Here is a 22,402-nt window from a genome sequence, read left to right as displayed (position 1 = left end):
CTCTACACCTCCTCTAACTGCTGACGATCAAACTGTTCTCGGTACCAACCACCTTTAGCGAGTAATTCTTGGTGTGTGCCCTTTTCTACTACTACACCATCATCTAAAACGATAATTTGATCAGCATGTTGGATAGCAGACAAACGGTGAGTGGTAATAATCGTAGTTTTCCCAGTCCGGTTTTGTTGAATATTTTCAATGATTTTGGATTCAGTCTTCGCATCAACTGCAGAGAGTGAATCATCTAAAATTAAGATATCTGGATTTTTAATGAGCGCGCGTGCAATTGAGACACGCTGTTTTTGACCACCTGATAAGGAAACCCCTTTTTCTCCAACCAGTGTTTCAAGTCCTCGTGGCAAGTTTTCAAGATCTTTTTCAAAATAAGCAAGACGAATTGCATCTAGCAGGTCTTTCTCAGTTGCGTCTTCTTTTCCAAATAAGATATTCTCTCGAATCGTTCTTGAAAAGAGTACGTGATCTTGTGGAACGTATCCGATTTTTGATAGCACAGCTTCCCGTGTCTGATCAGCAATCGCAATATCACCTATTTCTACAGCACCTTTGCCCATCGGATATTCTTTTAGTAGCTGTTTCACAAATGTGGTCTTTCCAGCTCCTGTCTTTCCTACAATACCTAATGTTTGACCCGCTTCTACACGAAGCTCAACATCTTTTAAATTGACGACTTCTGAGGTTGGGTAGGTAAATTCCACTTGTCGGAAACCAACAGTTGGTTGTTCCTTTGCAAGAGAAGCTCTGGCAGGCTCTATAACATCTTGAGGAGTACTCAGGGTTTCTTGTACACGATCAAGTGAAGCATTCCCACGCTGCATGACATTGATAAGCTCTCCAATTGCAAACATTGGCCAAATCGCAAGACCTAAGTAAACATTAAATGTTACGAGGTTTCCAACGGTCATTTCACCAACAGATACCAAATGCGCTCCGTATCCGAGTGCAACGACGTAACTGATACCAGTTCCGACTTTTGTAATCGGACCGAATAATGCATCAATCCGTTCAACGACCATGTTTTTTTCATAAACCATGTCACTCATATCCGCAAAGTTCTGCTCATCTTGACGTTCTTGCACATACGCGCGAATAACACGCACACCCGCAATGGATTCGAGTACTCGGTCGTTCAAGTCACCAAAGGCATCTTGTGCTTCCATATACTTTTCATGAATGATTTTCCCTAAATATTGCATGATAATAGCTAAAATCGGGATTGGAAGTAAAGCAAAAAATGTCAGCTTCCATGAGATCAAAAATCCCATTGCAAGAATAATTGCTAGCATATAGAGCGTTGAATCGATTAATGTCATAATGCCAAAACCAGCCGTTGTAGCAACTGCGTTCAAATCGTTTGTAGAACGGGCCATCAAATCTCCCGTTCGGTTTTTCTCGTAAAAACCTGGTGTCATCGCTAAAAACTTCGACATCAGGCGTGTTCTTAGAATCCGTTCTATCTTGACGGAACCTCCAAACAATTGATATTGCCATATAAAGTTGATGATATACCCACTTAAAATAATGGCTGCAAATAAGAGTACATATTCCCTTAAGGAACTTTCTGTTAATGAGCCTGTAGTAATAGAATCGATAGCCTCTCCTATAATCCACGGAGGTATTACCTCTATTACACTTCCAATAATAAGTAATGTTATTGCTACCGAATAGCGAATCCAATGCTCTTTAAAGAACCAATTTAATTTTCCAAGTACACTAAACATAAATATCCCTTCCTTTCACTAGCCACTTTCTAGAGACTCCGGTTTTGATAATTTTCGAACTGTGATGATACGATTCATCATACTTCACTCCTTCTATTTTTTCTAAATAATGGAAGTTGATAAGCACAAAAAAGCACATGCCCATAGAAATGGACATGTGCATATATACCTTAATAAAGGTTATACGGCATGTATCATATCTAGTAGGTAGGACTTCAAATTAAACTGGTGATTCATAGTAACTACGTTTTTCATTGCTCCTACCTCCATTCCTGATTATTTAGTACCCCTTTACACTAGCACACCTAAATTTTAACTGTCAACAACTTTTTTAATTAGATTAAACACCGTATACTAACAAGCCCAATAAAGCACTCACTGCCACAACCTTCACGGGTGAAAGTTTAAACACTGTAAGTAAAGTGAAAGTAATTAAAACAATAATGAAATCAAATGAAGACTTCACTGCACTCGTGAAAACTGGATCATACAGAGCAGCAAGTAATATCCCTACCACAGCTGCATTTACACCTTTCAATGCAGACTGAATTCCTGGTTTTGACCGAATGATTGACCAAAAAGGAAGAGTTCCTATCACCAATAAAAACGATGGTAAAAACATCGCAAATACGGCAAGTAGTGCTCCTGGAATTCCAGCTGTCACTTGTCCTAAAAATGCAGATAATGTAAACAAGGGGCCAGGTACTGCTTGTGCTAGTCCGTATCCCGCTAAGAACAGGTCACTCGACATCTCTACTTCACGCTCTAGCATTGGAAGTACCACGTGTCCTCCACCAAAAACAATAGATCCTACACGATAATACGTATCAAGAATTCCGAGATACACGTTTTCAGAAAATGTTCGTGCAAATGGTAAAGCGATCAATAAGCCAAAGAATATCACCCAAGCCACTATTCCAGCGCGCTTTCCGAAAGAAAGTTTCAATTCAACAGCATCTAGCGTCTTATCTTTGCGGAACAAGAAGTATCCGACCACTCCTGCCAAAACGATCACGCCAATTTGTCCCCACGCTGTCGGAATCAACAAGACAAGTATGGCCGCAGCAATGGCTATTGCGATTCGCGTTGCATCAGGTGCTAAATTCTTCTGCATTCCAAGCAATGCGTGAGCTACGATAGCTACAGCTACTATTTTTAATCCTTGGATTATCCCGCTATCAGTAAATCCGAATCCTACTACAAAGTAAGCAGCTAGCATCAAAAATAGAACCGATGGCAGAGTGAAACCAGCCCACGATACGATTCCTCCTAAGATTCCCCCGCGCATCATTCCGATTGCGATACCTACCTGTGATGATGCAGGACCCGGCAAGAATTGGCATAACGCCACAATGTCTGCATATAATTTATCATCTAACCACTTTCGTTTTTCTACGTATTCATCTCGGAAGTACCCGATGTGTGCGGTTGGTCCTCCAAATGAAGTGAAACCGAGTTTTGTAGATGCCTTAGCAATTTCTCGTAAATTTCCCATAGTGCCTCCTACTAATAAGAATATGCTTATATTTTAGCAAAGGAAAGCGTTAATGAATATCGCCAACGTCAATTTTTACATTCCTGTAATACTAACGACAGCTCCTGCCATTTTTGCTTTCATTGACACGTGAACAAATCCTCTATAAACTATAGAAAGTACTTATACTATACACACAATCTATGCGTTCAGAACGACTTCCTTGGAAGTCGTTTTTGTCGTTTATAGGGAGTTGTAGGGAGGAAACATTTTGGAGCTTTATACAAACTTACGCAAAGGGGAAAAAGGTGCTTGGCTTAGCATCGCTGTATATATAATCCTTAGTAGCGTGAAATATACAGTAGGGACTATCGGTGATTCCGAAGCATTACGAGCAGATGGCCTCAATAACTTTACGGATATCATAGCAAGTGTGGCTGTTTTAATCGGATTACGTATATCACAGAAACCACCGGACGACCAACATGCTTACGGGCACATGCGGGCAGAAACGATTGCGTCGTTAGTTGCCGCATTTATTATGGCAATCATCGGTTTACAAGTCGTGATTCAGTCTCTTCAAAGTTTTGCGGATCCTGTAAGAGAAAGCCCTTCTCTCTTAACTTTATGGGTAGGACTAGGAAGTGCAGTTGTCATGTATGGAGTCTACCGCTATAACAATGCTCTCGCGAAAAAAATAAAATCTTCGGCTCTTCGTGCAGCAGCTTACGATAATCGCTCAGATGCTCTTGTGTCTCTCGGAGCTTCTATTGGGATCATCGGCGCAATTGTTGGCTTCCCAATTCTTGATACCATTACTGCTCTCATTGTAGGTGCGATTATTCTCTACACAGCCTATGGGATTTTTTATGACGCTGCGTTTATGTTGTCTGACGGATTCAGTAGTGAAGATACGGAGACTTTGACAGTGCTTGTGTCTCATACTCCCGGTGTTTATAAAGTACCTGATCTAAAAGGGCGGATGCATGGGAACCAAGCATTAATTGATGTGACGGTAACAGTAGATCCGTATTTGAATGTCATTGAGAGTCATTGGATTACGGAGGAAATCGAGCGGAAAATTCACAAGGCCAAACCGCATGCGATTGTGCTTGTTCACATTGAGCCGGAGTATGACATGGTGGATTATTAGATGTGAAGCCGACTGTTCTAGAGGGCGTAACTCGATTCCAGTCAAAGTCGAAACCCCTTTAGAACGTTGAGTTCCACTGCGGGGCTGCTTTCCGTGGGCGCTGCGTGAGCTTCCTCGTCGCAGGCTCCTGCGGGATCTCACGGCAGACTTTGACCCCACTGGAGTCAGCCCCTCCATTGCACTCAACTTTATTCCATATTTGAATAACGCCACTTGCAAAGAGAACAATACTTTGTAAGTAGCGTTTTTTTATTCTTATCGAAAGTTATTACACTAAAATTTAGTAGTAAATCCTAAAAGATATGTGTCATCCAAACAAGAAAGCGAATTAGATTTTTAGTAAACCAATAACGGCTTATTTGTTAAGGGCTTTTTCTAGCAAGGGCTTAGGACTTCCGCAATTAACGCCCGAGTGGTGCCAATTAGCGACCGAACTTGCTCGTTTAGCGACCGAGTTCAGTCCTTTAACGACCGTAATCCTTCACTTAACGCCCCAAATGATTTTATGGAAACTAATTCACGACAAAAACTTAATGAGTAGGCAAAATTCAGGTCCTCAGAAAACTCAACCCTTCCCGCTAGGTTCTGTAAGACCATGCTTCACTGCATACAACGCCGCTTGTGTGCGGTCTTGGACGTTCAATTTCGAAAAGATATTCGAGATATGTGTCTTCACCGTTTTTTCAGTTACAAATAAAGTAGAAGCGATGTCTCTGTTGCTCTTTCCTTTTGTAAGCTCGGCAAGCACATCTTGCTCACGAGCCGTTAAAGGATTTGTCAGATGTGGCTTTTCTTCTGACCAATCTTTTTCAAGTTCCGTTTGAGCTAGTGGACTGAGCGGTTTTTCGCCTTTCATTAACTGACGTATCGCAGCGGCAAGCTCGTCAGGTTCAATATCTTTCAATTGGTATCCTGCTGCTCCCGCCTCTATCGCTGGAATCACATGATCTCGGTCAGAGAAACTTGTCAGCATCAAGATATGCGTTTCGGGTACTAGCTTTTTAATTTCGCGTGTTGCCTGGATTCCATCTTTTTCAGGCATGACAAGATCCATTAGAATCACATCAGGACGAACCTCTTTAGAGATAGCAATCGCCTCTTCCCCATTCGTCGCCTCTCCTACAACTTCAAAATCTTTTTGCGTCTTTAGAAAAAATAATAACCCACGCCTTACTACGTGGTGATCATCTGCTATAACAATGCGAATCATACGCACACTCCTTTAATACGGAATTCGTACAAATACCTCTGTCCCCTTAGAGGGTTCACTGATCCATTCAATCGTTCCTTCCACTGAGCGGGCTCGTTCTTGCATACTATTCATTCCTACAGATGCTAGACTCTCAGGAATTTTCCCAGCTACAAACCCTCTTCCTTCATCTTTTAAAATGAATAAGATATCGGTAGAGTTGATTGTTAGAAATAACTCTGCTTCCAATGTTCCCGAATGTTTACGAATATTGTTAAGCCCTTCTTGGGCGATACGAAAGACCGTCTCTTCTATTCGTGAAGGCAGTTGAATGACTCCACTGACATGCGTTTTCAAAGAAATTCCAAGCATTTCAGCATAGCCTTTGATACCTTCTAATAAACCTGTCTCCAATCCTTTAGGACGCAACTGCCAAATTAGCGCACGCATCTCTGTCAGTGCTTCTTGCGTGAGGGAATGGATATCTCCAAACGCTTGCTTCAAATCCGTGTCTTCTGTCATCTCCATTGCTCCACGAGAGGTCAATGTCACAGAAAACAAAAGTTGATTGACCGAATCATGCAAATCTCGCGCAAGTCGATTCCGTTCTTGAACAAGGGCGATTTCTTGCTCTTGCTTCGTCAAATGAATACGTTTGATGGCTGATCCGATTTGAAATGCAATGGCTTCCAACAATGCTAGTTCACTCTGATCATATTCGATTGTATGCGGGGTCGCCACATTCAAAAGTCCGAACTTTTCCTTACCAGACTGAAGTGGTACGGTTGCATGATGCGTGATACCGGCAAAAGGGAGTGTGCTAAGACGTCCTGCTTGTTCGATACGCTGGCATTCGATGATATTGGAGGCTTTTTGTAGTTCTCCATTGTTATAGCGCGAGACACACCAGCACCCACCGCGTTTCATCGAGCGGCACTCATTGTCCATTAATGAGTCTGGTAGATTCTCTGCGGCAATCAGTGTATGCTTCCCTTTCGCATCAATAAAGAAAATCCAGCCGGAAGCAAAAACACTGCGCGTCAGTAGCTTTTTGAGCGCCCCTTGTAACATCGTCTCCATTTCGGTTTCTTCATTCAAAAATTCTGCGATTTCTTTGAGTAGCGTCATATGTTCATTCAAAACCAGTGCCCTCCTGTAGAAAAAGACTGGTCACTGACCAGTCTTTAGCTCTTTTTGTATTCTACTGAATAGACGTCATGGCGACGATCTTTTAATTGTTTAACTGTACCGTCTTGGCGCTGTCGACGTAAAATTTCTAAATCAACATCTCCAATCAACACCATCTCTACATTCGCTTCTGTCTCTCCAACAATTCCATCACGCGCAAATTCAAAGTCAGATGGTGCATAAATAGCGGATTGTGCGTACTGGATATCCATATTTTCCGTCTGTGGAAGATTTCCAATGGTCCCTGAAATAACGGTGTAAATCTGGTTTTCCACTGCGCGAGCTTGTGCACAGTATTTCACGCGCAAGTAGCCTTGGCGGTCCTCTGTACAGAACGGTGTGAAAATAATGTTCGCGCCCATGTCTGTTGCAATACGGGCAAGCTCTGGGAACTCGATGTCATAACAAATCTGGATAGCGATTTTCCCGCAATCTGTATCAAATACACGAACCGAGTCTCCTGCACTGATTCCCCACCATTTGCGTTCATTTGGTGTGATGTGAATTTTGTATTGCTTATCAATCGATCCATCCCGGTGGAACAGATACGCGATGTTGTAGATTTCATCATCTTCTTCTTTGACAAAGTGTGACCCTGCAATGATATTGATATTGTATCGAACCGATAAATCACTGAACAATTCCATGTACTGTGGTGTATATTCCGTCAATCTTCGAACCGCTTGAGATGGAGACGGCTCTTCTAGGAAGGACATAAGTTGTGTCGTGAAAATTTCCGGGAACACAACAAAGTCAGATTGTGCGTCTGAAGCTACGTCCACAAAGTACTCGACTTGGTTTGCGAATTCTTCAAATGAGTTGATTTTGCGCATCATGTACTGTACTACACAAATTCGCACAGGGTAGCTTGTTCTGAAGTGACGCTTTGACAGTGGAATGTAATCGACATTATTCCATTCCATAAGTGTCGCGAACTTCCCAGAAGCTTTGTCGTCCGGAAGATAGTTTGGATTGATCCGCATTAATGTGAAACCATTCATCAATTGGAATGTTAACACCGGATCATAAATTTTATGGCGCGATACAGCTGTCACGTATTCACGTGGTGACATCTCTTCTGAATATTTGTGGTAGTTCGGGATGCGACCACCGATAATAATCGACTTTAAATTGTATTGGCGCGCTATATCTTTACGCCCTTCATATAAACGCTGCCCGACTTTCATCCGGCGGTACTCAGGGTGTACCATGACTTCGATGCCATATAAATTATAGCCGTCTGGATTGTGATTCGTAATGTAGCCACCATCTGTTACATCAGACCACGAGTGACGGTCATCGTACTCATCAAAGTTGATAATCAAGCTTGAACAGGACCCGATTACTTTGCCATCAAGTTCTGCCACTAATTGTCCATCTGGGAAAATGGTCAAGTGACTGCGCAAATGTTCCACTTTCCATGGTTCCATACCTGGAAATGACAGTCGTTGCATTTCCAAAATAGAGTCTATATCTGCAAATGTCATCGGACGGATGATCATATGTTTTTCAAATTGAGTTGAATCGAATTCTTCTTTCAATACTATCCCTCCTTGAACACGTTATCCCTCATTATACCGTGAGAATGGAGAGGTTGATAATAATTTACTTGATTGCACGTATTGTCTATACTTGAAAAGAAACTGAACTTCTGAAAGGATTCCTTGCCTATGAACAAAAAGTCAGAAAATGCCTTACTTGGTATTTTTGGTTTGGCGCTGATTGCAACTCTTGGTTCCCTTTATTTCTCTGAAATCCGAGGGTATGAACCATGTGAACTGTGCTGGTACCAGCGAATTATTATGTATCCAATCGTCGTGATTTCCGGTATCGCGATTTACCAGAAAAACGCTCGAATCGCACTTACAACACTTGTATTTTCAGTGATTGGGGGCATGACTAGCGGATATCACTACGCCATTCAAAAAATTGATTTCTTCGGGGAACGTGCACCGGAGTGTGGTCTTGTCTCATGCACAGGCGAATACATCAATTATTTAGGGTTCATTACAATTCCGTTTTTAGCTCTTGTAGCGTTTAGTGGGATTGCAGTGATGAGTACCTATCTTTTAAAAACCATCAAGGAGGAAAAAGCAGTATGAAGAAGTTATTACTTTTCGGAGGCGTGATTGTTGCAGCATTTGTTGCAATCATCGTCTTAACAAATATTCAAAACCAAGACAAACTTGCAAATAACCCGTACGATACAGACAATCTTTCACAGTCAACGATTGATTTGATTGATGACGAGAATTATCAAAATATCATTTTGCCGGATGAACTAACAGAAAAACTTGAAAACGGCGAATCCGCAACTGTTTACTTCTTCAGTCCGGAATGTAGTTTCTGTAAAGAGATGACGCCAGTGTTAATGCCACTTGCAGAGCAAGAGGATGTAGAAATTCTTCAATATAATATTTTAGAATATCCTGAAGCTGGTGCAGAGTACGGCATCAATTCAACCCCTACTTTGATTCATTTTGAAGAAGGCGTAGAAGAAATGCGTGCAGTCGGTGGAATGCCAGAAGCCGACATCCAACGCTTTTTTGACGAAGTTGTAAAAAACTAATGGCTGTAAGGAGTTTGTTATGAAATTCTCAATAAAAGTAAAAAGTCCAGCAGCGATTACAATTGAAGAACTTGTGAAAGACAATTGGCAGCTTGGCAAAAAGACTATCCATTCCCTTCGGATGCAAAAGGCTTTTCAAACACCGGAAGGAATCGCACTGGACTGGAGCAAACCTCTAGAAGTGGGGCAATTGATTCAAATCACCTTTGAAGACGAAGGTTCATCCTACTTCCCGAGCCCGAAAATACCGGTTCACCCCTTTTATGAAGATGACCATTTCTTGATTGTTGGAAAACCAGCTGGGTTGAAAACGCATCCGAATGAACCAACGGAAACGCAAACATTGATGAATGGTGTGTTCCACTATTTAGATGCGAAAGGTCATAGTTACGCTGAGCATGTTCACCGTCTTGACGAAGGAACAAGTGGCTTAGTATTGATTGCGAAACATCCGATTGCGAAAAACCTTTTGGATAAGATGCTTGAGAAAAAGCAAATTGTGCGGACGTACGAAGCAATTGTTGAAGGTTCTGTTAAAAAAGATCAAGGAACGATTAAGACAGCGATTGCAGCAGACCGTCATCATCCCTCACGTCGGCGCGTGTCTCAAACAGGTCAAACTGCCATCACGCACTATCAAGTCGTGGGACGCAATCCACAAATGACAAAAGTACATGTGTTGCTAGAGACAGGTCGCACTCACCAAATCCGAGTGCATATGGCGCACCTTGGTCATCCCATTGTCGGCGACACATTATACGGTGCCAAAGCGATCAAGGCCGAACATTATGCGCTGCAAGCTTTTCGTATTCAGTTCCGCCATCCGATCACAGGCGAGCTCGTAAACGTAGAAATTCCAAGATCGTAAAAAACGCTGTTCCCGCAAAAGGGAACGGCGTTTTCTTAGGTTAAAAATCAAAATGAAAATTGTCCGGATCTTTTCCGACACGCTCGTTGCGATTTAAGGCATCGATTATACGCATATCTTCTGCTGATAATTCAAAATCATACACATCCGCATTTTCTTCGATTCGGTGCGGCTTTACAGACTTAGGAATGACAATAAGGTCCCCTTGTAAATGCCAGCGAATGATAATTTGTGCAGTCGACTTGCCATGCTTCTCAGCAAGACGCACAAGACTCGGTTCTTCTAACAGTCGCCCGCGTGAAAGTGGAGACCAGCTTGTGACGGCGATGTTGTGCTCTGCGCAAAACTCACGAAGCTCAAATTGTGCAAGACGTGGATGGCATTCTACTTGATTGACCATTGGCGGAACGTTTGCCGAAGCCATGATTTTTTCTAAGTGATGGGCATGGTGGTTAGAAACGCCTGTCGCACGCAACAGTTTTTCATCGTATAAGCGTTCAATTGCTCGGTACGTCTCAACAAATGTCTCTTCCACTGGCCAATGAGTCAAGTACAAATCTAAATAGTCCATATCTAAAAGCTTAAGTGATTTTTCAAAAGCTCGTAATGTTTGGTCGTACCCTTGATCGGTGTTCCAGACTTTTGTCGTGACAAAAATATCAGAGCGTACAATGCCAGAATGACGTATCGCCTCGCCTACTTCTTGCTCGTTGTCATATAATGACGCTGTATCAATGTGGCGATATCCCGTTTTTAAAGCGTGTGAAATCGCTTGTAGCGCTTCCTTTCGGTCTGTCATTTTATATACGCCAAGTCCAAGACGCGGCATTTCTATTCCATTTTGTAGTGTCTTCGTTGCCTGTAGGGATAAGTTCACTCGTGTCACTCCTCGCGTTTTTGAATCTCTGGTGCTTTATCGTGTTGACTTGGGTCGGCGACGCGCTCATCTTGTGAGAGTTCTCGCTCATCACGTAATTTTTCCATCTGCTTACCGAGCTGCTTAAGCTCATCCATATTCGAAGCCATGGACCCATTCTCTCGTGAAGTGTTCTCTTTCGTCATGTGCTGTCTCCTCCTTTTCTTATCATGTTAGCCCAATTGACGCTTTTTCGCCATAATTAGCCGATTGCTCGGCATTTCTTTTTTAAATAGAATCCTGTATACTTGAAACAGACTATTAAGCTAGGAGGCACAACCCATGAAATTACTTTTAATCCTCGGTGTATGTGTAGCATTCCTTTCTGCAATCTTAACTGCAGGCTATGATGACAAACCAGGTTCAACAACTCAAAAATAATAGAAGAGGACAGTCTCCGTTTTGGAGGCTGTCCTTTTTTAATGGAGTCCAGGATAGTTTTGTTGACGCAACGCCTCATATGCTAAAATGGCAGCGGTATTCGATAAATTGAGTGATCGAATGTTGTCATTCATCGGAATACGGAGAGCGCGTTCTGGATGTGCTTCTCGGAATTCAACAGGAAGACCGGTTGTCTCACGTCCAAAGATGAAGAAATAGTCTTTATTCAGGTCGCTATAATCAAAATCGGTATGGGGCTTCGAACCGAACTTTGTTAATAAGAAAAACTCTCCTTGGGGATAAGCCGCAATAAAGTCTTCCAGTGACTCGTGGTACGTAATGTCGACGTGCTCCCAGTAATCAAGCCCTGCACGTTTCAACATTTTATCATCTGTTGAGAACCCGAGTGGTTTAATCAAATGAAGCTTGACTCCAGTCCCTGCACAAGTACGCGCGATATTCCCGGTATTCGCTGGAATTTGTGGTTGATATAAAACAATATGAATTGCCATTAGTTTTCTCCTTTAGTTAAAGCAAGTTGGATTTCAGAACGCACAGTGGCATCTTCTTCATTTTCAAGGCGCAATTTTAACGCACTCGTTCCCTCGTCTGATTCAAGTTCTCCAAGTGCCCAAGCAGCCGTTCCACGCATCACTGGACGAGGATCTTCATGCAAAATCGAAATGAATTTCGGAATAGCTTCTCGCTCTTTAAAATGCACGAGTGCGATGAGTGCGTTTCGTTGTATCGGGTTCTTCCCTCTCCAAGCACCAGACATGTGCCCGTATGTTTCTTTAAACGTACGATTGGTATGTTCAACAAGTGGTAAGAGTAATGGTTTTACAAGCTCTGGGTCAGGGGTGAAGGCCTGTTGGTGCGCTGTATGTTTGCCTTTATTTTTCGGACAAACCGTCTGACACGTATCACAGCCGTAAATCCGATTCCCAATTTTCGCACGGAACTCTTGAGGAATCATCGTCTTGGTCTGCGTGAGAAACGCAATGCAGCGCTGTGCGTTTAATTGGCCTCCTTCAATCAGAGCCCCTGTCGGACAAACGTCCAAACATAAGCGACAATCTCCACATTCATCTTCCATTGGGACAGAAGGCTCGAAGGGAAGCGTTGTGAGCATCTCTCCTAAATAGACATACGAACCGAATTCCGGTGTGATGATGGAACAGTTTTTAGCGCTCCAGCCAATTCCAGCTCTCTCAGCAACAGCTCGGTCTGAAAGTTCCCCTGTGTCCACCATCGACTTCAATTTAGCATCTGGTACATGAATAAGGATGAACGCTTCTAGTTGCGCAAGCTTCTCACGTAGCACCGTATGATAATCCATCCCCCAGGAAGCACGTGCAAAAATACCGCGACGCGCCCCTCTTTTACTTTGTGGAGCGTCTTTCATTTTAGACGGATAGGCGATTGCAATCGAGATGATGGACTGCGCGTGTTCTAGCAACAACTCTGGTTCTGTACGCTTCTCGATATCGGGTTCTTCAAACCCTGAAGCAAACCCCAGCTGTTGTTGAACAAGTAATCGCTGCTTCAAATCTGGAAAAGGTGTTGCTCGCGCAAAGCCGATTTTATCAATCCCAATGGAGTGGGCATAGTGAATCAATTGGGTTTGAAAATCGCGTACATTCACCTGCCTCACCTCCTGTGGTATGATGTCAAATAGAAAGGGTGGTTATATATGCGTGTATCACTTGATTCTCAACTCATCGAACGAGTACCTGAGCTGAAAATCGGACTTATCCATTATACCAAAATTTCTGTAGGCGATTCTCCTCAAATGCTTAAAGGGCGCTTGCAACTATTTCAAGAGCAACTTTTTTTTGAAATTGAGGAGCATGGATTCGAACATTTTCCTACACTTACAAGTTACCGCACCATTTTTAAACAGACAGGTACAAACCCTACCCGTTACCGTCCTTCCGCTGAGGCCCTTTATCGTCGGGTGGCAAAGCAGAATTACATGCTTCCTGTGCATTCAGGCATAGATAGTAACACATTCTTCTCTCTTTATTACGGCATCCCGTTTGGCTTATATGATACGGCTCATCTTGATGGACATCTACATTTTGCCATTGGAGACGAAAGCACATCCTACGAAGCATTAAATGGACGTGAAACCACTCTTACAGGTATTCTAACTTCCCATGATGCAACTGGTCCATTCGGCAGTCCCTATGTCGACTCGGTGCGAACTGCGGTGACGACTCAGACAACAGATGCTTTACATATCGTGTATCTTACACCTGAAACGGCCGATCAACAGGCTGGGAAACTTTTAAATGCTGTTCAGTCCATGTTCACGCAAATTCATGGTGGAGATTGTAAACAACTTCTCTTATCCAAATCCAATCCGGAAGGAACGATTTAAATGACATCTTTTACATTAGCAGATGGTATACGGTTACGAAGCCTTTTAACGAAACAAGTACAAGAACTCGAACAAGAAATGCTGCGTGTTGCATTTACACTTTCTGAAAAAGGCCAAGCTCTACCAGAACAACGACGTTCCGTAGATGATGTCGATAGCGATATTAAAATGATTCGACAAGACATCATGCTTCTTGACCGCTTAATTTATAAAGCAAACCTTGCTACAGCAATAGACTATCAAGGAGAACAAATTCCGTTGGTAGAGGCTATTGAGTATGCGATGCAGCTTCGTGCGCAAGCAAAGCTTTATAAACAGCTTGGTGCATCTCCTAAAGAACAACCGGAGTATGGATACGGAGAAGCGGCAGCCTATATGCGTGTTGCCCGTTTCGACCCAGAAGAATACCGCGAAAAAGCGCTGCAATATGAAAGAAATGCCAATAAAGTTTCAGGTCTTGTCAATTCTAAGAACTATCAAGTAGAACTAGAGTTTGATGCATCTCGTTACGAGTAACCTTCTGACAAGTGAGACTCTTGTCAGAAGCTGATCCGGTCTCAACCAACTACCTGTGAAGCCAACCCATAACCCTTCACTCGTTCCAACGTTCCCCATCTCTTTTGACCAACCAAAAATTAGATGCGTAAGCAAAATCTTAACCGGATCAGAAAACGCCTGCTCGTCCTAGTGACAAGCAGGCGTTTTGCTATTAATACGCGCGACCAAACCACACGCTATGTTTCGCTTCGTTACCACAGTTTATACATGTTTTCTTCTCAGTCGGTGGATTGAAAGGAATGTTACGCGTCGTGAATTTCGTCTCTTCTTTGACGTTCTCTTCACATGCGTCTTCTCCACACCAGCCACCAAGAATCCATCCAGGAATCTTTCCTTCTGTTTGTGAAGTTTCGATATGTGCTTTTAACTCATCTAATGTGTCCACATGCGTATGACTATTCTCTTCACGGAAAACAACCGCTTTGTCATAAAGTCGAGTCTGCATCACTGTTAATTCGTTTTCAATCGATGCGACTAGATCGTCAAGAGCGACTGCTGTCTTCTCTTCTGCATCACGTGCTTTCATCAGCGCTTGGCCATTCTCTAAATCACGAGGACCTAATTCTACGCGTACAGGAACACCTTTCAATTCCCACTCGTTGAATTTGTATCCAGGAGATTGGTCCGAATCATCTAATTTCACACGAATGCCTTTTGCTTTTAGTTCAGCAAAGATTTTATCCAAGTTCTCCACGATTTCAGGCTTCTTTTTCCAAGGTCCTACTGGAATCAATACGACTTGTGTTGGCGCCATTTTTGGTGGCAATACAAGGCCTTGTTCATCTCCGTGCACCATGATCATGGCACCAATCAAGCGAGTCGATGTTCCCCAAGATGTAGTGTGAACATGCACGTGCTTATTTTCTTTATTCAAATATTTAATATCAAATGCTTCCGCAAATTTTGTCCCGAGATAGTGAGATGTTCCAGCTTGAACAGCCTTTCCGTCTTTCATCATCGCCTCGATTGAGAACGTATCTACTGCACCCGCAAAGCGCTCAGAAGGTGTTTTTTGACCGTCGTATACTGGAATCGCTAGTAAGTCTTCTACTACTTCTTTGTAAACTTGAAGCATTTGCATCGTCTCTTTACGTGCATCCTCTTCATCAACATGAGCAGTGTGTCCTTCTTGCCATAAAAATTCAGATGTACGAATGAAAGGTAACGTCTTTTTCTCCCAGCGGAAAACATTTGCCCATTGATTGATCAGTACAGGGAGGTCTCTATAGCTTTTGATCCAATCTGAATAAAGATGACCAATCATCGTCTCAGACGTCGGACGCAATGCGAGACGTTCTTCTAACTGTTCGCCTGCAGCTTCTGTCACCCATGGTAATTCAGGTGAGAAACCTTCGATATGGTCTTTTTCTTTTTGGAAGAAAGACTCAGGAATCAACATCGGGAAATACGCATTGCGGTGACCTGTCTCTTTAAAACGACGGTCCATCTCCGCTTGTATTCTCTCCCAAAGCTCATAACCATCTGGTTTGAATGCGATACATCCGCGAACAGGTGTATAATCCATTAAATCTGCTTTTTGAATCGTATCGATGTACCACTTTGAAAAATCATTTTGTTGTACTGACATTGTATTGCCTCCTTTAATTTTGACAAAATAAAAAGCAGAAAAACACCCAAAAGGGCGCCTTCCTGCTGGATAGACACGGTACCACCTTCATTCGTCACAAGGACGATCTCAAGCGTCTTTATCGGGAACGAACCGGCTGTGTTTGCACAGCATCTCCATGGGAGGTTTCCGCATGCATGGACGGCGCAGCTCTCATCACTCACTGCACTTTCTGAACGTTTACATTACGTACTTGACCACTTCAAAGACTCTTCTATATGAACCTCACTATAGCAAATTCTAATGGTATCTGCAATAGCTAGTAAATTTGCTGATACTCTTTGTCCTTTTTCCCATACACAAAGAAGTAAAGCAAAACAGCACTGAGTGCAACAATGCTTAACACAAAGTACATCTCGGCATACGTTAAAAACCCTAACATGATTCCTAATAAATATGGCCCAAAACCAAGCCCAGCATCCAAGAAAATAAAGAATGTAGATGTAGCCATGCCCATACGATGCATCGGCGTCAGCTTAACTGCGATTGCTTGTGTACAAGATTGCATGTTTCCAAATCCGAAACCAATCAAGCTTGCAGCTATCAAGAACGTAAGGGAGCTTGTAGCTGTACTTAATAGATAAAGACCTAACGCTAATAAAACAAACGCAGGATACATTACATAGTTTGCTCCCTTTCGATCCATTAAACGCCCTGTAAATGGCCTTGAAATAAGAACGGATAGAGCATACACCAAGAAGAAGACACTGGCAGCCTCAATCAAGTCTAAATCAATTGCATAGAAATTCATGAATGATAAAACGCTCGAGAAGCAGAACGCAATAACAAGTGTTACAAATGCTATAGGAACTGCCTTTGGTTCGATAAGACTTCGGATTGAGAATGATGTTTCCTTTTCATCCTTTAAAGCTTTTACTGGAGGTACTTGAACTAATGAAGCAATGACTAAACCAACTACTCCTACAATGAAACAAATCAAAAAAATTACAGGGAAAGTAGTTACGCGTGTCAGCATTAATCCAACAAACGGACCAATTGCTGTAGCTAGGGTTGAACTCATACTAAAATAGCCGATCCCTTCTCCACGTCTTGCCATTGGAATAATAGAAGCTACCATCGTTGCTGCAGCTGTACTTGCAATTCCAAGTGAAATACCATGCAACAGGCGCGTAAGTAATAAAATCGTTATGTCTACCTGCACAAAGTACAACAAAGTGACTGCATTAAACAAAATAAACCCAATAAGTAATGTCTTTTTTCGTCCAATCTCATCAATCTTTCCACCGATGAGCAATCGACCGATCAAGGTTCCTACAATAAAAATTCCAGTAACCAAACCAGCTTGGCTCGTTGTGGCTTTAAACGAATCAACAGCATAAAGACCAATGATCACAACTAATAAGAAAAAAACGAGTGTCAGTAGAAAATTGACACTCGAAATAAGAATAAAGTTTCGCGTCCATAACTTTTGTCGTTCCATTTCTACAACACCTCTTTCAAACTTAACTACCCAAAAACCAAATAAAAAAACTCTACCTGGCAGAGGTAGAGTCGTACTACATAATATACCGGCGGTCGGGGTCGAACCGACACTCCCGTGAAGGAACTGGATTTTGAGTCCAGCGCGTCTGCCAATTCCGCCACACCGGCGCTATATGGAGGCGGCAACCGGATTTGAACCGGTGATAAAGGTGTTGCAGACCTGTGCCTTACCACTTGGCTATGCCGCCAATTTTTTGGAGCGGAAGACGAGGTTCGAACTCGCGACCCCCACCTTGGCAAGGTGGTGTTCTACCACTGAACTACTTCCGCAAAATGGCTGGGGTACTAGGATTCGAACCTAGGCATGACGGAATCAAAATCCGTTGCCTTACCGCTTGGCTATACCCCATCAAAAGGGCGACCGAGGGGAATTGAACCCCCGAATGCCGGAATCACAATCCGGTGCGTTAACCACTTCGCCACGACCGCCACGATTATAAAAACTATATCAAGACAAATAAAAAAAGACAAATAATGGGGCGACCGAGGGGAATTGAACCCCCGAGTGCCGGAATCACAATCCGGTGCGTTAACCACTTCGCCACGACCGCCACGATTTATCAATGTAAGAATTGGCAGGGGCAGTAGGAATCGAACCCACACTGACGGTTTTGGAGACCGTAGTTCTACCTTTAAACTATGCCCCTAAATAAAAAAATGGTGGAGGGGGACGGATTCGAACCGCCGAACCCTAAGGAGCGGATTTACAGTCCGCCGCGTTTAGCCACTTCGCTACCCCTCCACAAACTATGGTGCCGGCGAAAGGACTTGAACCCTCAACCTACTGATTACAAGTCAGTTGCTCTACCAGTTGAGCTACACCGGCCTAAAAATGGTGGCTCAGGACGGAATCGAACCGCCGACACAAGGATTTTCAGTCCTTTGCTCTACCAACTGAGCTACTGAGCCAACAAGATTTTATGTAAGCGATATGGCTTATGTAAAATCTACTTATTAAAAAATGGCGGTCCCGACGGGAATCGAACCCGCGATCTCCTGCGTGACAGGCAGGCATGTTAACCGCTACACCACGGGACCTTGGTTGCGGGGGCAGGATTTGAACCTGCGACCTTCGGGTTATGAGCCCGACGAGCTACCGAGCTGCTCCACCCCGCGACAATACTAATAAAAAATAAATGGTGGAGGATGACGGGATCGAACCGCCGACCCCCTGCTTGTAAGGCAGGTGCTCTCCCAGCTGAGCTAATCCTCCGTATGAATGGTGACCCCTACGGGATTCGAACCCGTGTTACCGCCGTGAAAGGGCGGTGTCTTAACCGCTTGACCAAGGGGCCATTGTTTGTAAGAGCTCTATGGCGGAGAGCAAGGGATTTGAACCCTTGATACGCGATTAACGTATACACGATTTCCAATCGTGCTCCTTCGGCCACTCGGACAGCTCTCCATAGAATGGCTCCGAAGGTAGGACTCGAACCTACGACCAACCGGTTAACAGCCGGTTGCTCTACCACTGAGCTACTTCGGAATAAATAATGCCTAGCGACGTCCTACTCTCACAGGGGGAGACCCCCAACTACCATCGGCGCTGAAGAGCTTAACTTCCGTGTTCGGTATGGGAACGGGTGTGACCTCTTCGCCATCATCACTAGACTTATTTGAAAGACAAGACTTATTATATCAAACCCACTCAGTATTACAAGTGTTTTCTCAATAAAATTTGTTCTTTCAAAACTGGATAGAATGACAATTGATTGTGTTCAGTTGTGGAATCGAATCCACATCTAAATGTTGTCGAGTTCCGTGACCTAGAAACACGCTCCCAGACCGGCCGCACCCGATAAGACGAAGACCGTCTTCTCGTGCACGTCCGATCTACTCGGAGTTTCTTGCGCAGGTCACTTCACATCTCGTTTTTTGGTTAAGTCCTCGATCGATTAGTATTCGTCAGCTCCACACGTCGCCGTGCTTCCACCCCGAACCTATCTACCTCATCGTCTTTGAGGGATCTTACTTACTTGCGTAATGGGAAATCTCATCTTGAGGGGGGCTTCATGCTTAGATGCTTTCAGCACTTATCCCGTCCACACATAGCTACCCAGCGATGCCTTTGGCAAGACAACTGGTACACCAGCGGTGTGTCCATCCCGGTCCTCTCGTACTAAGGACAGCTCCTCTCAAATTTCCTACGCCCACGACGGATAGGGACCGAACTGTCTCACGACGTTCTGAACCCAGCTCGCGTACCGCTTTAATGGGCGAACAGCCCAACCCTTGGGACCGACTACAGCCCCAGGATGCGATGAGCCGACATCGAGGTGCCAAACCTCCCCGTCGATGTGGACTCTTGGGGGAGATAAGCCTGTTATCCCCGGGGTAGCTTTTATCCGTTGAGCGATGGCCCTTCCATGCGGAACCACCGGATCACTAAGCCCGTCTTTCGACCCTGCTCGACTTGTAGGTCTCGCAGTCAAGCTCCCTTCTGCCTTTACACTCTTCGAATGATTTCCAACCATTCTGAGGGAACCTTTGGGCGCCTCCGTTACACTTTAGGAGGCGACCGCCCCAGTCAAACTGTCCGCCTGACACTGTCTCCTGCCCGGGTCACGGGCATGGGTTAGAACTTCAATACAACCAGGGTAGTATCCCACCGACGCCTCCTCCGAAGCTGGCGCTCCGGGCTCTTAGGCTCCTACCTATCCTGTACAAGTTGCACCAAAGTTCAATATCAGGCTACAGTAAAGCTCCACGGGGTCTTTCCGTCCTGTCGCGGGTAACCTGCATCTTCACAGGTACTATAATTTCACCGAGTCTCTCGTTGAGACAGTGCCCAGATCGTTACGCCTTTCGTGCGGGTCGGAACTTACCCGACAAGGAATTTCGCTACCTTAGGACCGTTATAGTTACGGCCGCCGTTTACTGGGGCTTCAATTCGCACCTTCGCTTGCGCTAAGCACTCCTCTTAACCTTCCAGCACCGGGCAGGCGTCAGCCCCTATACGTCACCTTACGGTTTTGCAGAGACCTGTGTTTTTGCTAAACAGTCGCCTGGGCCTATTCACTGCGGCTCTCTCGGGCTTTCACCCTGTCAGAGCACCCCTTCTCCCGAAGTTACGGGGTCATTTTGCCGAGTTCCTTAACGAGAGTTCACTCGCTCACCTTAGGATTCTCTCCTCGACCACCTGTGTCGGTTTGCGGTACGGGCACCTCCCGCCTCGCTAGAGGCTTTTCTTGGCAGCGTGAAATCAGAAACTTCGGACTATGTCCTCCTCATCACAGCCTGGTGTTATAGATGCGGGATTTGCCTCACATCACACCTCACTGCTTGAACGTGCACATCCAACGGCACGCTTCCCTATCCTACTGCGTCCCCCCATCACTCAAATGGCGGGGAGGTGGTACAGGAATATCAACCTGTTGTCCATCGTCTACGCCTATCGGCCTCGACTTAGGTCCCGACTGACCCTGAGCGGACGAGCCTTCCTCAGGAAACCTTGGTCATACGGTGGATGGGATTCTCACCCATCTTTCGCTACTCATACCGGCATTCTCACTTCTAAGCGCTCCACCTGTCCTTCCGGTCAGACTTCGACGCCCTTAGAACGCTCTCCTACCACGCATACCCTAGGTATGCATCCACAGCTTCGGTGAACCGTTTAGCCCCGATACATTTTCGGCGCAGCGTCACTCGACCAGTGAGCTATTACGCACTCTTTAAATGATGGCTGCTTCTAAGCCAACATCCTGGTTGTCTAAGCAACGCCACATCCTTTTCCACTTAACGGTTACTTGGGGACCTTAGCTGGTGGTCTGGGCTGTTTCCCTCTTGACTACGGATCTTATCACTCGCAGTCTGACTCCCAGATACAAATCATCGGCATTCGGAGTTTGTCTGAATTCGGTAACCCGGGATGGGCCCCTAGTCCAAACAGTGCTCTACCTCCGAGATTCTTCATCTGAGGCTAGCCCTAAAGCTATTTCGGAGAGAACCAGCTATCTCCAGGTTCGATTGGAATTTCTCCGCTACCCACACCTCATCCCCGCACTTTTCAACGTGCGTGGGTTCGGACCTCCAGTGAGTGTTACCTCACCTTCATCCTGGACATGGGTAGATCACCTGGTTTCGGGTCTACGACCCCATACTCATTCGCCCTGTTCAGACTCGCTTTCGCTGCGGCTCCGTCTCCTCGACTTAACCTTGCATGGAATCGTAACTCGCCGGTTCATTCTACAAAAGGCACGCTATCACCCATTAACGGGCTCTAACTACTTGTAGGCACACGGTTTCAGGATCTCTTTCACTCCCCTTCCGGGGTGCTTTTCACCTTTCCCTCACGGTACTGGTTCACTATCGGTCACTAGGGAGTATTTAGCCTTGGGAGATGGTCCTCCCGGATTCCGACGGAATTTCACGTGTTCCGCCGTACTCAGGATCCACTCTGGAGGGCAATGGGTTTGGACTACAGGACTCTTACCTCGTGTCGTGGGCCTTTCCAGACCGCTTCGTCTACCCCTTGCCTTTGTAACTCCGTATAGAGTGTCCTACAACCCCAAGAGGCAAGCCTCTTGGTTTGGGCTCTTCCCGTTTCGCTCGCCGCTACTCAGGGAATCGATTTTTCTTTCTCTTCCTCCAGGTACTTAGATGTTTCAGTTCCCTGGGTCTGCCTCCGACCAGCTATGTATTCACTGGAAGGTAACACGCCATTACGCGTGCTGGGTTTCCCCATTCGGAAATCTCCGGATCAAAGCTCACTTACAGCTCCCCGAAGCATATCGGTGTTAGTGCCGTCCTTCATAGGCTCCTAGTGCCAAGGCATCCACCGTGCGCCCTTCCTAACTTAACCTAAGTTAGTGCTCTCCATGAAGAAGAGACTTAAGGTCACACGTCAATTGCTTG

17 protein-coding genes, 16 tRNA genes and 2 rRNA genes are annotated in these 22,402 nt (G+C 44.7%); 6 read left to right on the top strand and 29 right to left on the bottom strand.

Going from position 1 to position 22,402, the window contains the following annotated elements:
- Positions 1-2: 2 nt before the first annotated feature.
- Positions 3-1,739 carry an ABC transporter ATP-binding protein gene (locus ACF3OH_RS04455; RefSeq protein WP_392455967.1) on the bottom strand — a complete coding sequence of 579 codons (1,737 nt, stop codon included), beginning with the start codon at positions 1,737-1,739 and terminating at the stop codon, positions 3-5.
- 340 nt (positions 1,740-2,079) lie between these two features.
- Positions 2,080-3,234 carry a chromate efflux transporter gene (gene chrA, locus ACF3OH_RS04450; protein ID WP_392455966.1) on the bottom strand — a complete coding sequence of 385 codons (1,155 nt, stop codon included), beginning with the start codon at positions 3,232-3,234 and terminating at the stop codon, positions 2,080-2,082.
- 250 nt (positions 3,235-3,484) lie between these two features.
- On the opposite strand from chrA, the gene ACF3OH_RS04445 reads away from it, so the two are divergent.
- A complete protein-coding gene (locus ACF3OH_RS04445; RefSeq protein ID WP_392455965.1) occupies positions 3,485-4,366 on the top strand; it encodes a cation diffusion facilitator family transporter in 882 nt (293 codons plus the stop codon).
- A 565-nt stretch (positions 4,367-4,931) separates the two neighbouring features.
- Here ACF3OH_RS04445 and ACF3OH_RS04440 read toward each other — a convergent pair.
- From ACF3OH_RS04440 to ACF3OH_RS04430, 3 genes are read right to left on the bottom strand one after another with little or no spacing between them, the layout of a single operon-like run.
- Entirely contained in the window at positions 4,932-5,576 is a 645-nt protein-coding gene (locus tag ACF3OH_RS04440) for a response regulator transcription factor (protein WP_204588800.1), read from the bottom strand.
- 12 nt (positions 5,577-5,588) lie between these two features.
- Complete coding sequence (locus ACF3OH_RS04435; protein WP_392456698.1) at positions 5,589-6,701, bottom strand: GAF domain-containing sensor histidine kinase; 1,113 nt, start codon at positions 6,699-6,701, stop codon at positions 5,589-5,591.
- A 38-nt stretch (positions 6,702-6,739) separates the two neighbouring features.
- Positions 6,740-8,284, bottom strand: coding sequence for a GNAT family N-acetyltransferase (locus ACF3OH_RS04430; protein WP_392455964.1), 1,545 nt, complete (start codon positions 8,282-8,284; stop codon positions 6,740-6,742).
- Positions 8,285-8,413: 129 nt separating this feature from the next.
- On the opposite strand from ACF3OH_RS04430, the gene ACF3OH_RS04425 reads away from it, so the two are divergent.
- The 3 genes from ACF3OH_RS04425 to ACF3OH_RS04415 are packed head-to-tail and all read left to right on the top strand — an operon-like array spanning position 8,414 to position 10,180.
- Entirely contained in the window at positions 8,414-8,845 is a 432-nt protein-coding gene (locus tag ACF3OH_RS04425) for a disulfide oxidoreductase (RefSeq protein ID WP_392455963.1), read from the top strand.
- Positions 8,842-9,312, top strand: a complete 471-nt coding sequence (locus tag ACF3OH_RS04420) for a thioredoxin family protein (RefSeq protein WP_392455962.1) — start codon at positions 8,842-8,844, stop codon at positions 9,310-9,312. The genes ACF3OH_RS04425 and ACF3OH_RS04420 overlap by 4 nt, the downstream gene beginning before the upstream one ends.
- Positions 9,313-9,331: 19 nt before the next feature.
- Entirely contained in the window at positions 9,332-10,180 is an 849-nt protein-coding gene (locus ACF3OH_RS04415; protein ID WP_392455961.1) for an RluA family pseudouridine synthase, read from the top strand.
- A 40-nt stretch (positions 10,181-10,220) separates the two neighbouring features.
- On the opposite strand, the gene ACF3OH_RS04410 is transcribed toward ACF3OH_RS04415, so the two are convergent.
- The 4 genes from ACF3OH_RS04410 to queG all read right to left on the bottom strand — a co-directional run bounded on the left by ACF3OH_RS04410 (position 10,221) and on the right by queG (position 13,122).
- Entirely contained in the window at positions 10,221-11,009 is a 789-nt protein-coding gene (locus tag ACF3OH_RS04410) for an aldo/keto reductase (protein ID WP_239584767.1), read from the bottom strand.
- 53 nt (positions 11,010-11,062) lie between these two features.
- Positions 11,063-11,242, bottom strand: a complete 180-nt coding sequence (locus ACF3OH_RS04405; RefSeq protein ID WP_204588794.1) for a hypothetical protein — start codon at positions 11,240-11,242, stop codon at positions 11,063-11,065.
- 273 nt (positions 11,243-11,515) lie between these two features.
- Positions 11,516-11,989: a tRNA (uridine(34)/cytosine(34)/5-carboxymethylaminomethyluridine(34)-2'-O)-methyltransferase TrmL gene (gene trmL, locus ACF3OH_RS04400; protein WP_204588793.1), complete on the bottom strand. Its 474-nt coding sequence runs from the start codon at positions 11,987-11,989 to the stop codon at positions 11,516-11,518.
- Entirely contained in the window at positions 11,989-13,122 is a 1,134-nt protein-coding gene (queG, locus tag ACF3OH_RS04395; RefSeq protein ID WP_204588792.1) for a tRNA epoxyqueuosine(34) reductase QueG, read from the bottom strand. The genes trmL and queG overlap by 1 nt, the downstream gene beginning before the upstream one ends.
- Before the next feature lie 48 nt (positions 13,123-13,170).
- Here queG and ACF3OH_RS04390 point away from each other — a divergent pair, with 48 nt between their 5' ends.
- Both ACF3OH_RS04390 and ACF3OH_RS04385 read left to right on the top strand, forming a co-directional pair.
- A complete protein-coding gene (locus tag ACF3OH_RS04390; RefSeq protein ID WP_204588791.1) occupies positions 13,171-13,860 on the top strand; it encodes a B3/4 domain-containing protein in 690 nt (229 codons plus the stop codon).
- A complete protein-coding gene (locus tag ACF3OH_RS04385) occupies positions 13,861-14,376 on the top strand; it encodes a hypothetical protein (protein ID WP_392455958.1) in 516 nt (171 codons plus the stop codon).
- A 193-nt stretch (positions 14,377-14,569) separates the two neighbouring features.
- On the opposite strand, the gene proS is transcribed toward ACF3OH_RS04385, so the two are convergent.
- From proS to ACF3OH_RS04285, 20 genes are all read right to left on the bottom strand, one after another.
- Positions 14,570-16,006 (bottom strand): proline--tRNA ligase, encoded by a 1,437-nt coding sequence (gene proS / locus ACF3OH_RS04380; protein ID WP_204588789.1) that lies wholly within the window; start codon positions 16,004-16,006, stop codon positions 14,570-14,572.
- 298 nt (positions 16,007-16,304) lie between these two features.
- Positions 16,305-17,486 (bottom strand): MFS transporter, encoded by a 1,182-nt coding sequence (locus ACF3OH_RS04375; RefSeq protein WP_392455956.1) that lies wholly within the window; start codon positions 17,484-17,486, stop codon positions 16,305-16,307.
- A gap of 86 nt (positions 17,487-17,572) precedes the next feature.
- Positions 17,573-17,656, bottom strand: a tRNA-Leu gene (locus tag ACF3OH_RS04370).
- Positions 17,657-17,662: 6 nt separating this feature from the next.
- Positions 17,663-17,736, bottom strand: a tRNA-Cys gene (locus ACF3OH_RS04365).
- A gap of 7 nt (positions 17,737-17,743) precedes the next feature.
- Positions 17,744-17,818 (bottom strand) — tRNA-Gly (locus tag ACF3OH_RS04360).
- 4 nt (positions 17,819-17,822) lie between these two features.
- Positions 17,823-17,897: transfer RNA gene (locus ACF3OH_RS04355), tRNA-Gln, on the bottom strand.
- Between the two features lie 7 nt (positions 17,898-17,904).
- Positions 17,905-17,977 (bottom strand) — tRNA-His (locus ACF3OH_RS04350).
- Between the two features lie 46 nt (positions 17,978-18,023).
- Positions 18,024-18,099 (bottom strand) — tRNA-His (locus ACF3OH_RS04345).
- 22 nt (positions 18,100-18,121) lie between these two features.
- Positions 18,122-18,195: transfer RNA gene (locus ACF3OH_RS04340), tRNA-Trp, on the bottom strand.
- Between the two features lie 11 nt (positions 18,196-18,206).
- Positions 18,207-18,290, bottom strand: a tRNA-Tyr gene (locus ACF3OH_RS04335).
- Between the two features lie 8 nt (positions 18,291-18,298).
- Positions 18,299-18,374, bottom strand: a tRNA-Thr gene (locus ACF3OH_RS04330).
- A 7-nt stretch (positions 18,375-18,381) separates the two neighbouring features.
- Positions 18,382-18,457: transfer RNA gene (locus ACF3OH_RS04325), tRNA-Phe, on the bottom strand.
- Between the two features lie 53 nt (positions 18,458-18,510).
- A tRNA-Asp gene (locus ACF3OH_RS04320) sits at positions 18,511-18,586 on the bottom strand.
- Position 18,587: 1 nt separating this feature from the next.
- A tRNA-Met gene (locus ACF3OH_RS04315) sits at positions 18,588-18,664 on the bottom strand.
- A gap of 21 nt (positions 18,665-18,685) precedes the next feature.
- Positions 18,686-18,761, bottom strand: a tRNA-Val gene (locus ACF3OH_RS04310).
- A gap of 7 nt (positions 18,762-18,768) precedes the next feature.
- A tRNA-Glu gene (locus ACF3OH_RS04305) sits at positions 18,769-18,843 on the bottom strand.
- A 19-nt stretch (positions 18,844-18,862) separates the two neighbouring features.
- A tRNA-Ser gene (locus ACF3OH_RS04300) sits at positions 18,863-18,953 on the bottom strand.
- A gap of 6 nt (positions 18,954-18,959) precedes the next feature.
- Positions 18,960-19,034: transfer RNA gene (locus ACF3OH_RS04295), tRNA-Asn, on the bottom strand.
- Between the two features lie 9 nt (positions 19,035-19,043).
- A 5S ribosomal RNA gene (gene rrf / locus ACF3OH_RS04290) occupies positions 19,044-19,159 on the bottom strand.
- A gap of 264 nt (positions 19,160-19,423) precedes the next feature.
- Positions 19,424-22,349 (bottom strand): 23S ribosomal RNA (locus ACF3OH_RS04285).
- Between the last annotated feature and the right edge of the window lie 53 nt (positions 22,350-22,402).

This window comes from Chryseomicrobium aureum, from assembly GCF_043182735.1.
Lineage (GTDB): Bacteria > Bacillota > Bacilli > Bacillales_A > Planococcaceae > Chryseomicrobium > Chryseomicrobium aureum.
The sequence above is the reverse complement of the archived record's forward strand: the minus strand, read 5'-3'. Positions and strand labels throughout refer to the sequence as shown.

Excerpts from the sequence above, each read along its gene's own strand:
- ACF3OH_RS04420 (WP_392455962.1), top strand. The coding sequence starts at position 8,842 with ATGAAGAAGTTATTACTTTTCGGAGGCGTGATTGTTGCAGCATTTGTT.
- trmL (WP_204588793.1), bottom strand. The coding sequence starts at position 11,989 with ATGGCAATTCATATTGTTTTATATCAACCACAAATTCCAGCGAATACC.
- ACF3OH_RS04405 (WP_204588794.1), bottom strand. The coding sequence starts at position 11,242 with ATGACGAAAGAGAACACTTCACGAGAGAATGGGTCCATGGCTTCGAAT.
- ACF3OH_RS04375 (WP_392455956.1), bottom strand. The coding sequence starts at position 17,486 with ATGGAACGACAAAAGTTATGGACGCGAAACTTTATTCTTATTTCGAGT.
- ACF3OH_RS04385 (WP_392455958.1), top strand. The coding sequence starts at position 13,861 with ATGACATCTTTTACATTAGCAGATGGTATACGGTTACGAAGCCTTTTA.
- proS (WP_204588789.1), bottom strand. The coding sequence starts at position 16,006 with ATGTCAGTACAACAAAATGATTTTTCAAAGTGGTACATCGATACGATT.
- ACF3OH_RS04455 (WP_392455967.1), bottom strand. The coding sequence starts at position 1,739 with ATGTTTAGTGTACTTGGAAAATTAAATTGGTTCTTTAAAGAGCATTGG.
- chrA (WP_392455966.1), bottom strand. The coding sequence starts at position 3,234 with ATGGGAAATTTACGAGAAATTGCTAAGGCATCTACAAAACTCGGTTTC.
- ACF3OH_RS04440 (WP_204588800.1), bottom strand. The coding sequence starts at position 5,576 with ATGATTCGCATTGTTATAGCAGATGATCACCACGTAGTAAGGCGTGGG.
- ACF3OH_RS04390 (WP_204588791.1), top strand. The coding sequence starts at position 13,171 with ATGCGTGTATCACTTGATTCTCAACTCATCGAACGAGTACCTGAGCTG.
- ACF3OH_RS04425 (WP_392455963.1), top strand. The coding sequence starts at position 8,414 with ATGAACAAAAAGTCAGAAAATGCCTTACTTGGTATTTTTGGTTTGGCG.
- ACF3OH_RS04415 (WP_392455961.1), top strand. The coding sequence starts at position 9,332 with ATGAAATTCTCAATAAAAGTAAAAAGTCCAGCAGCGATTACAATTGAA.
- ACF3OH_RS04410 (WP_239584767.1), bottom strand. The coding sequence starts at position 11,009 with ATGCCGCGTCTTGGACTTGGCGTATATAAAATGACAGACCGAAAGGAA.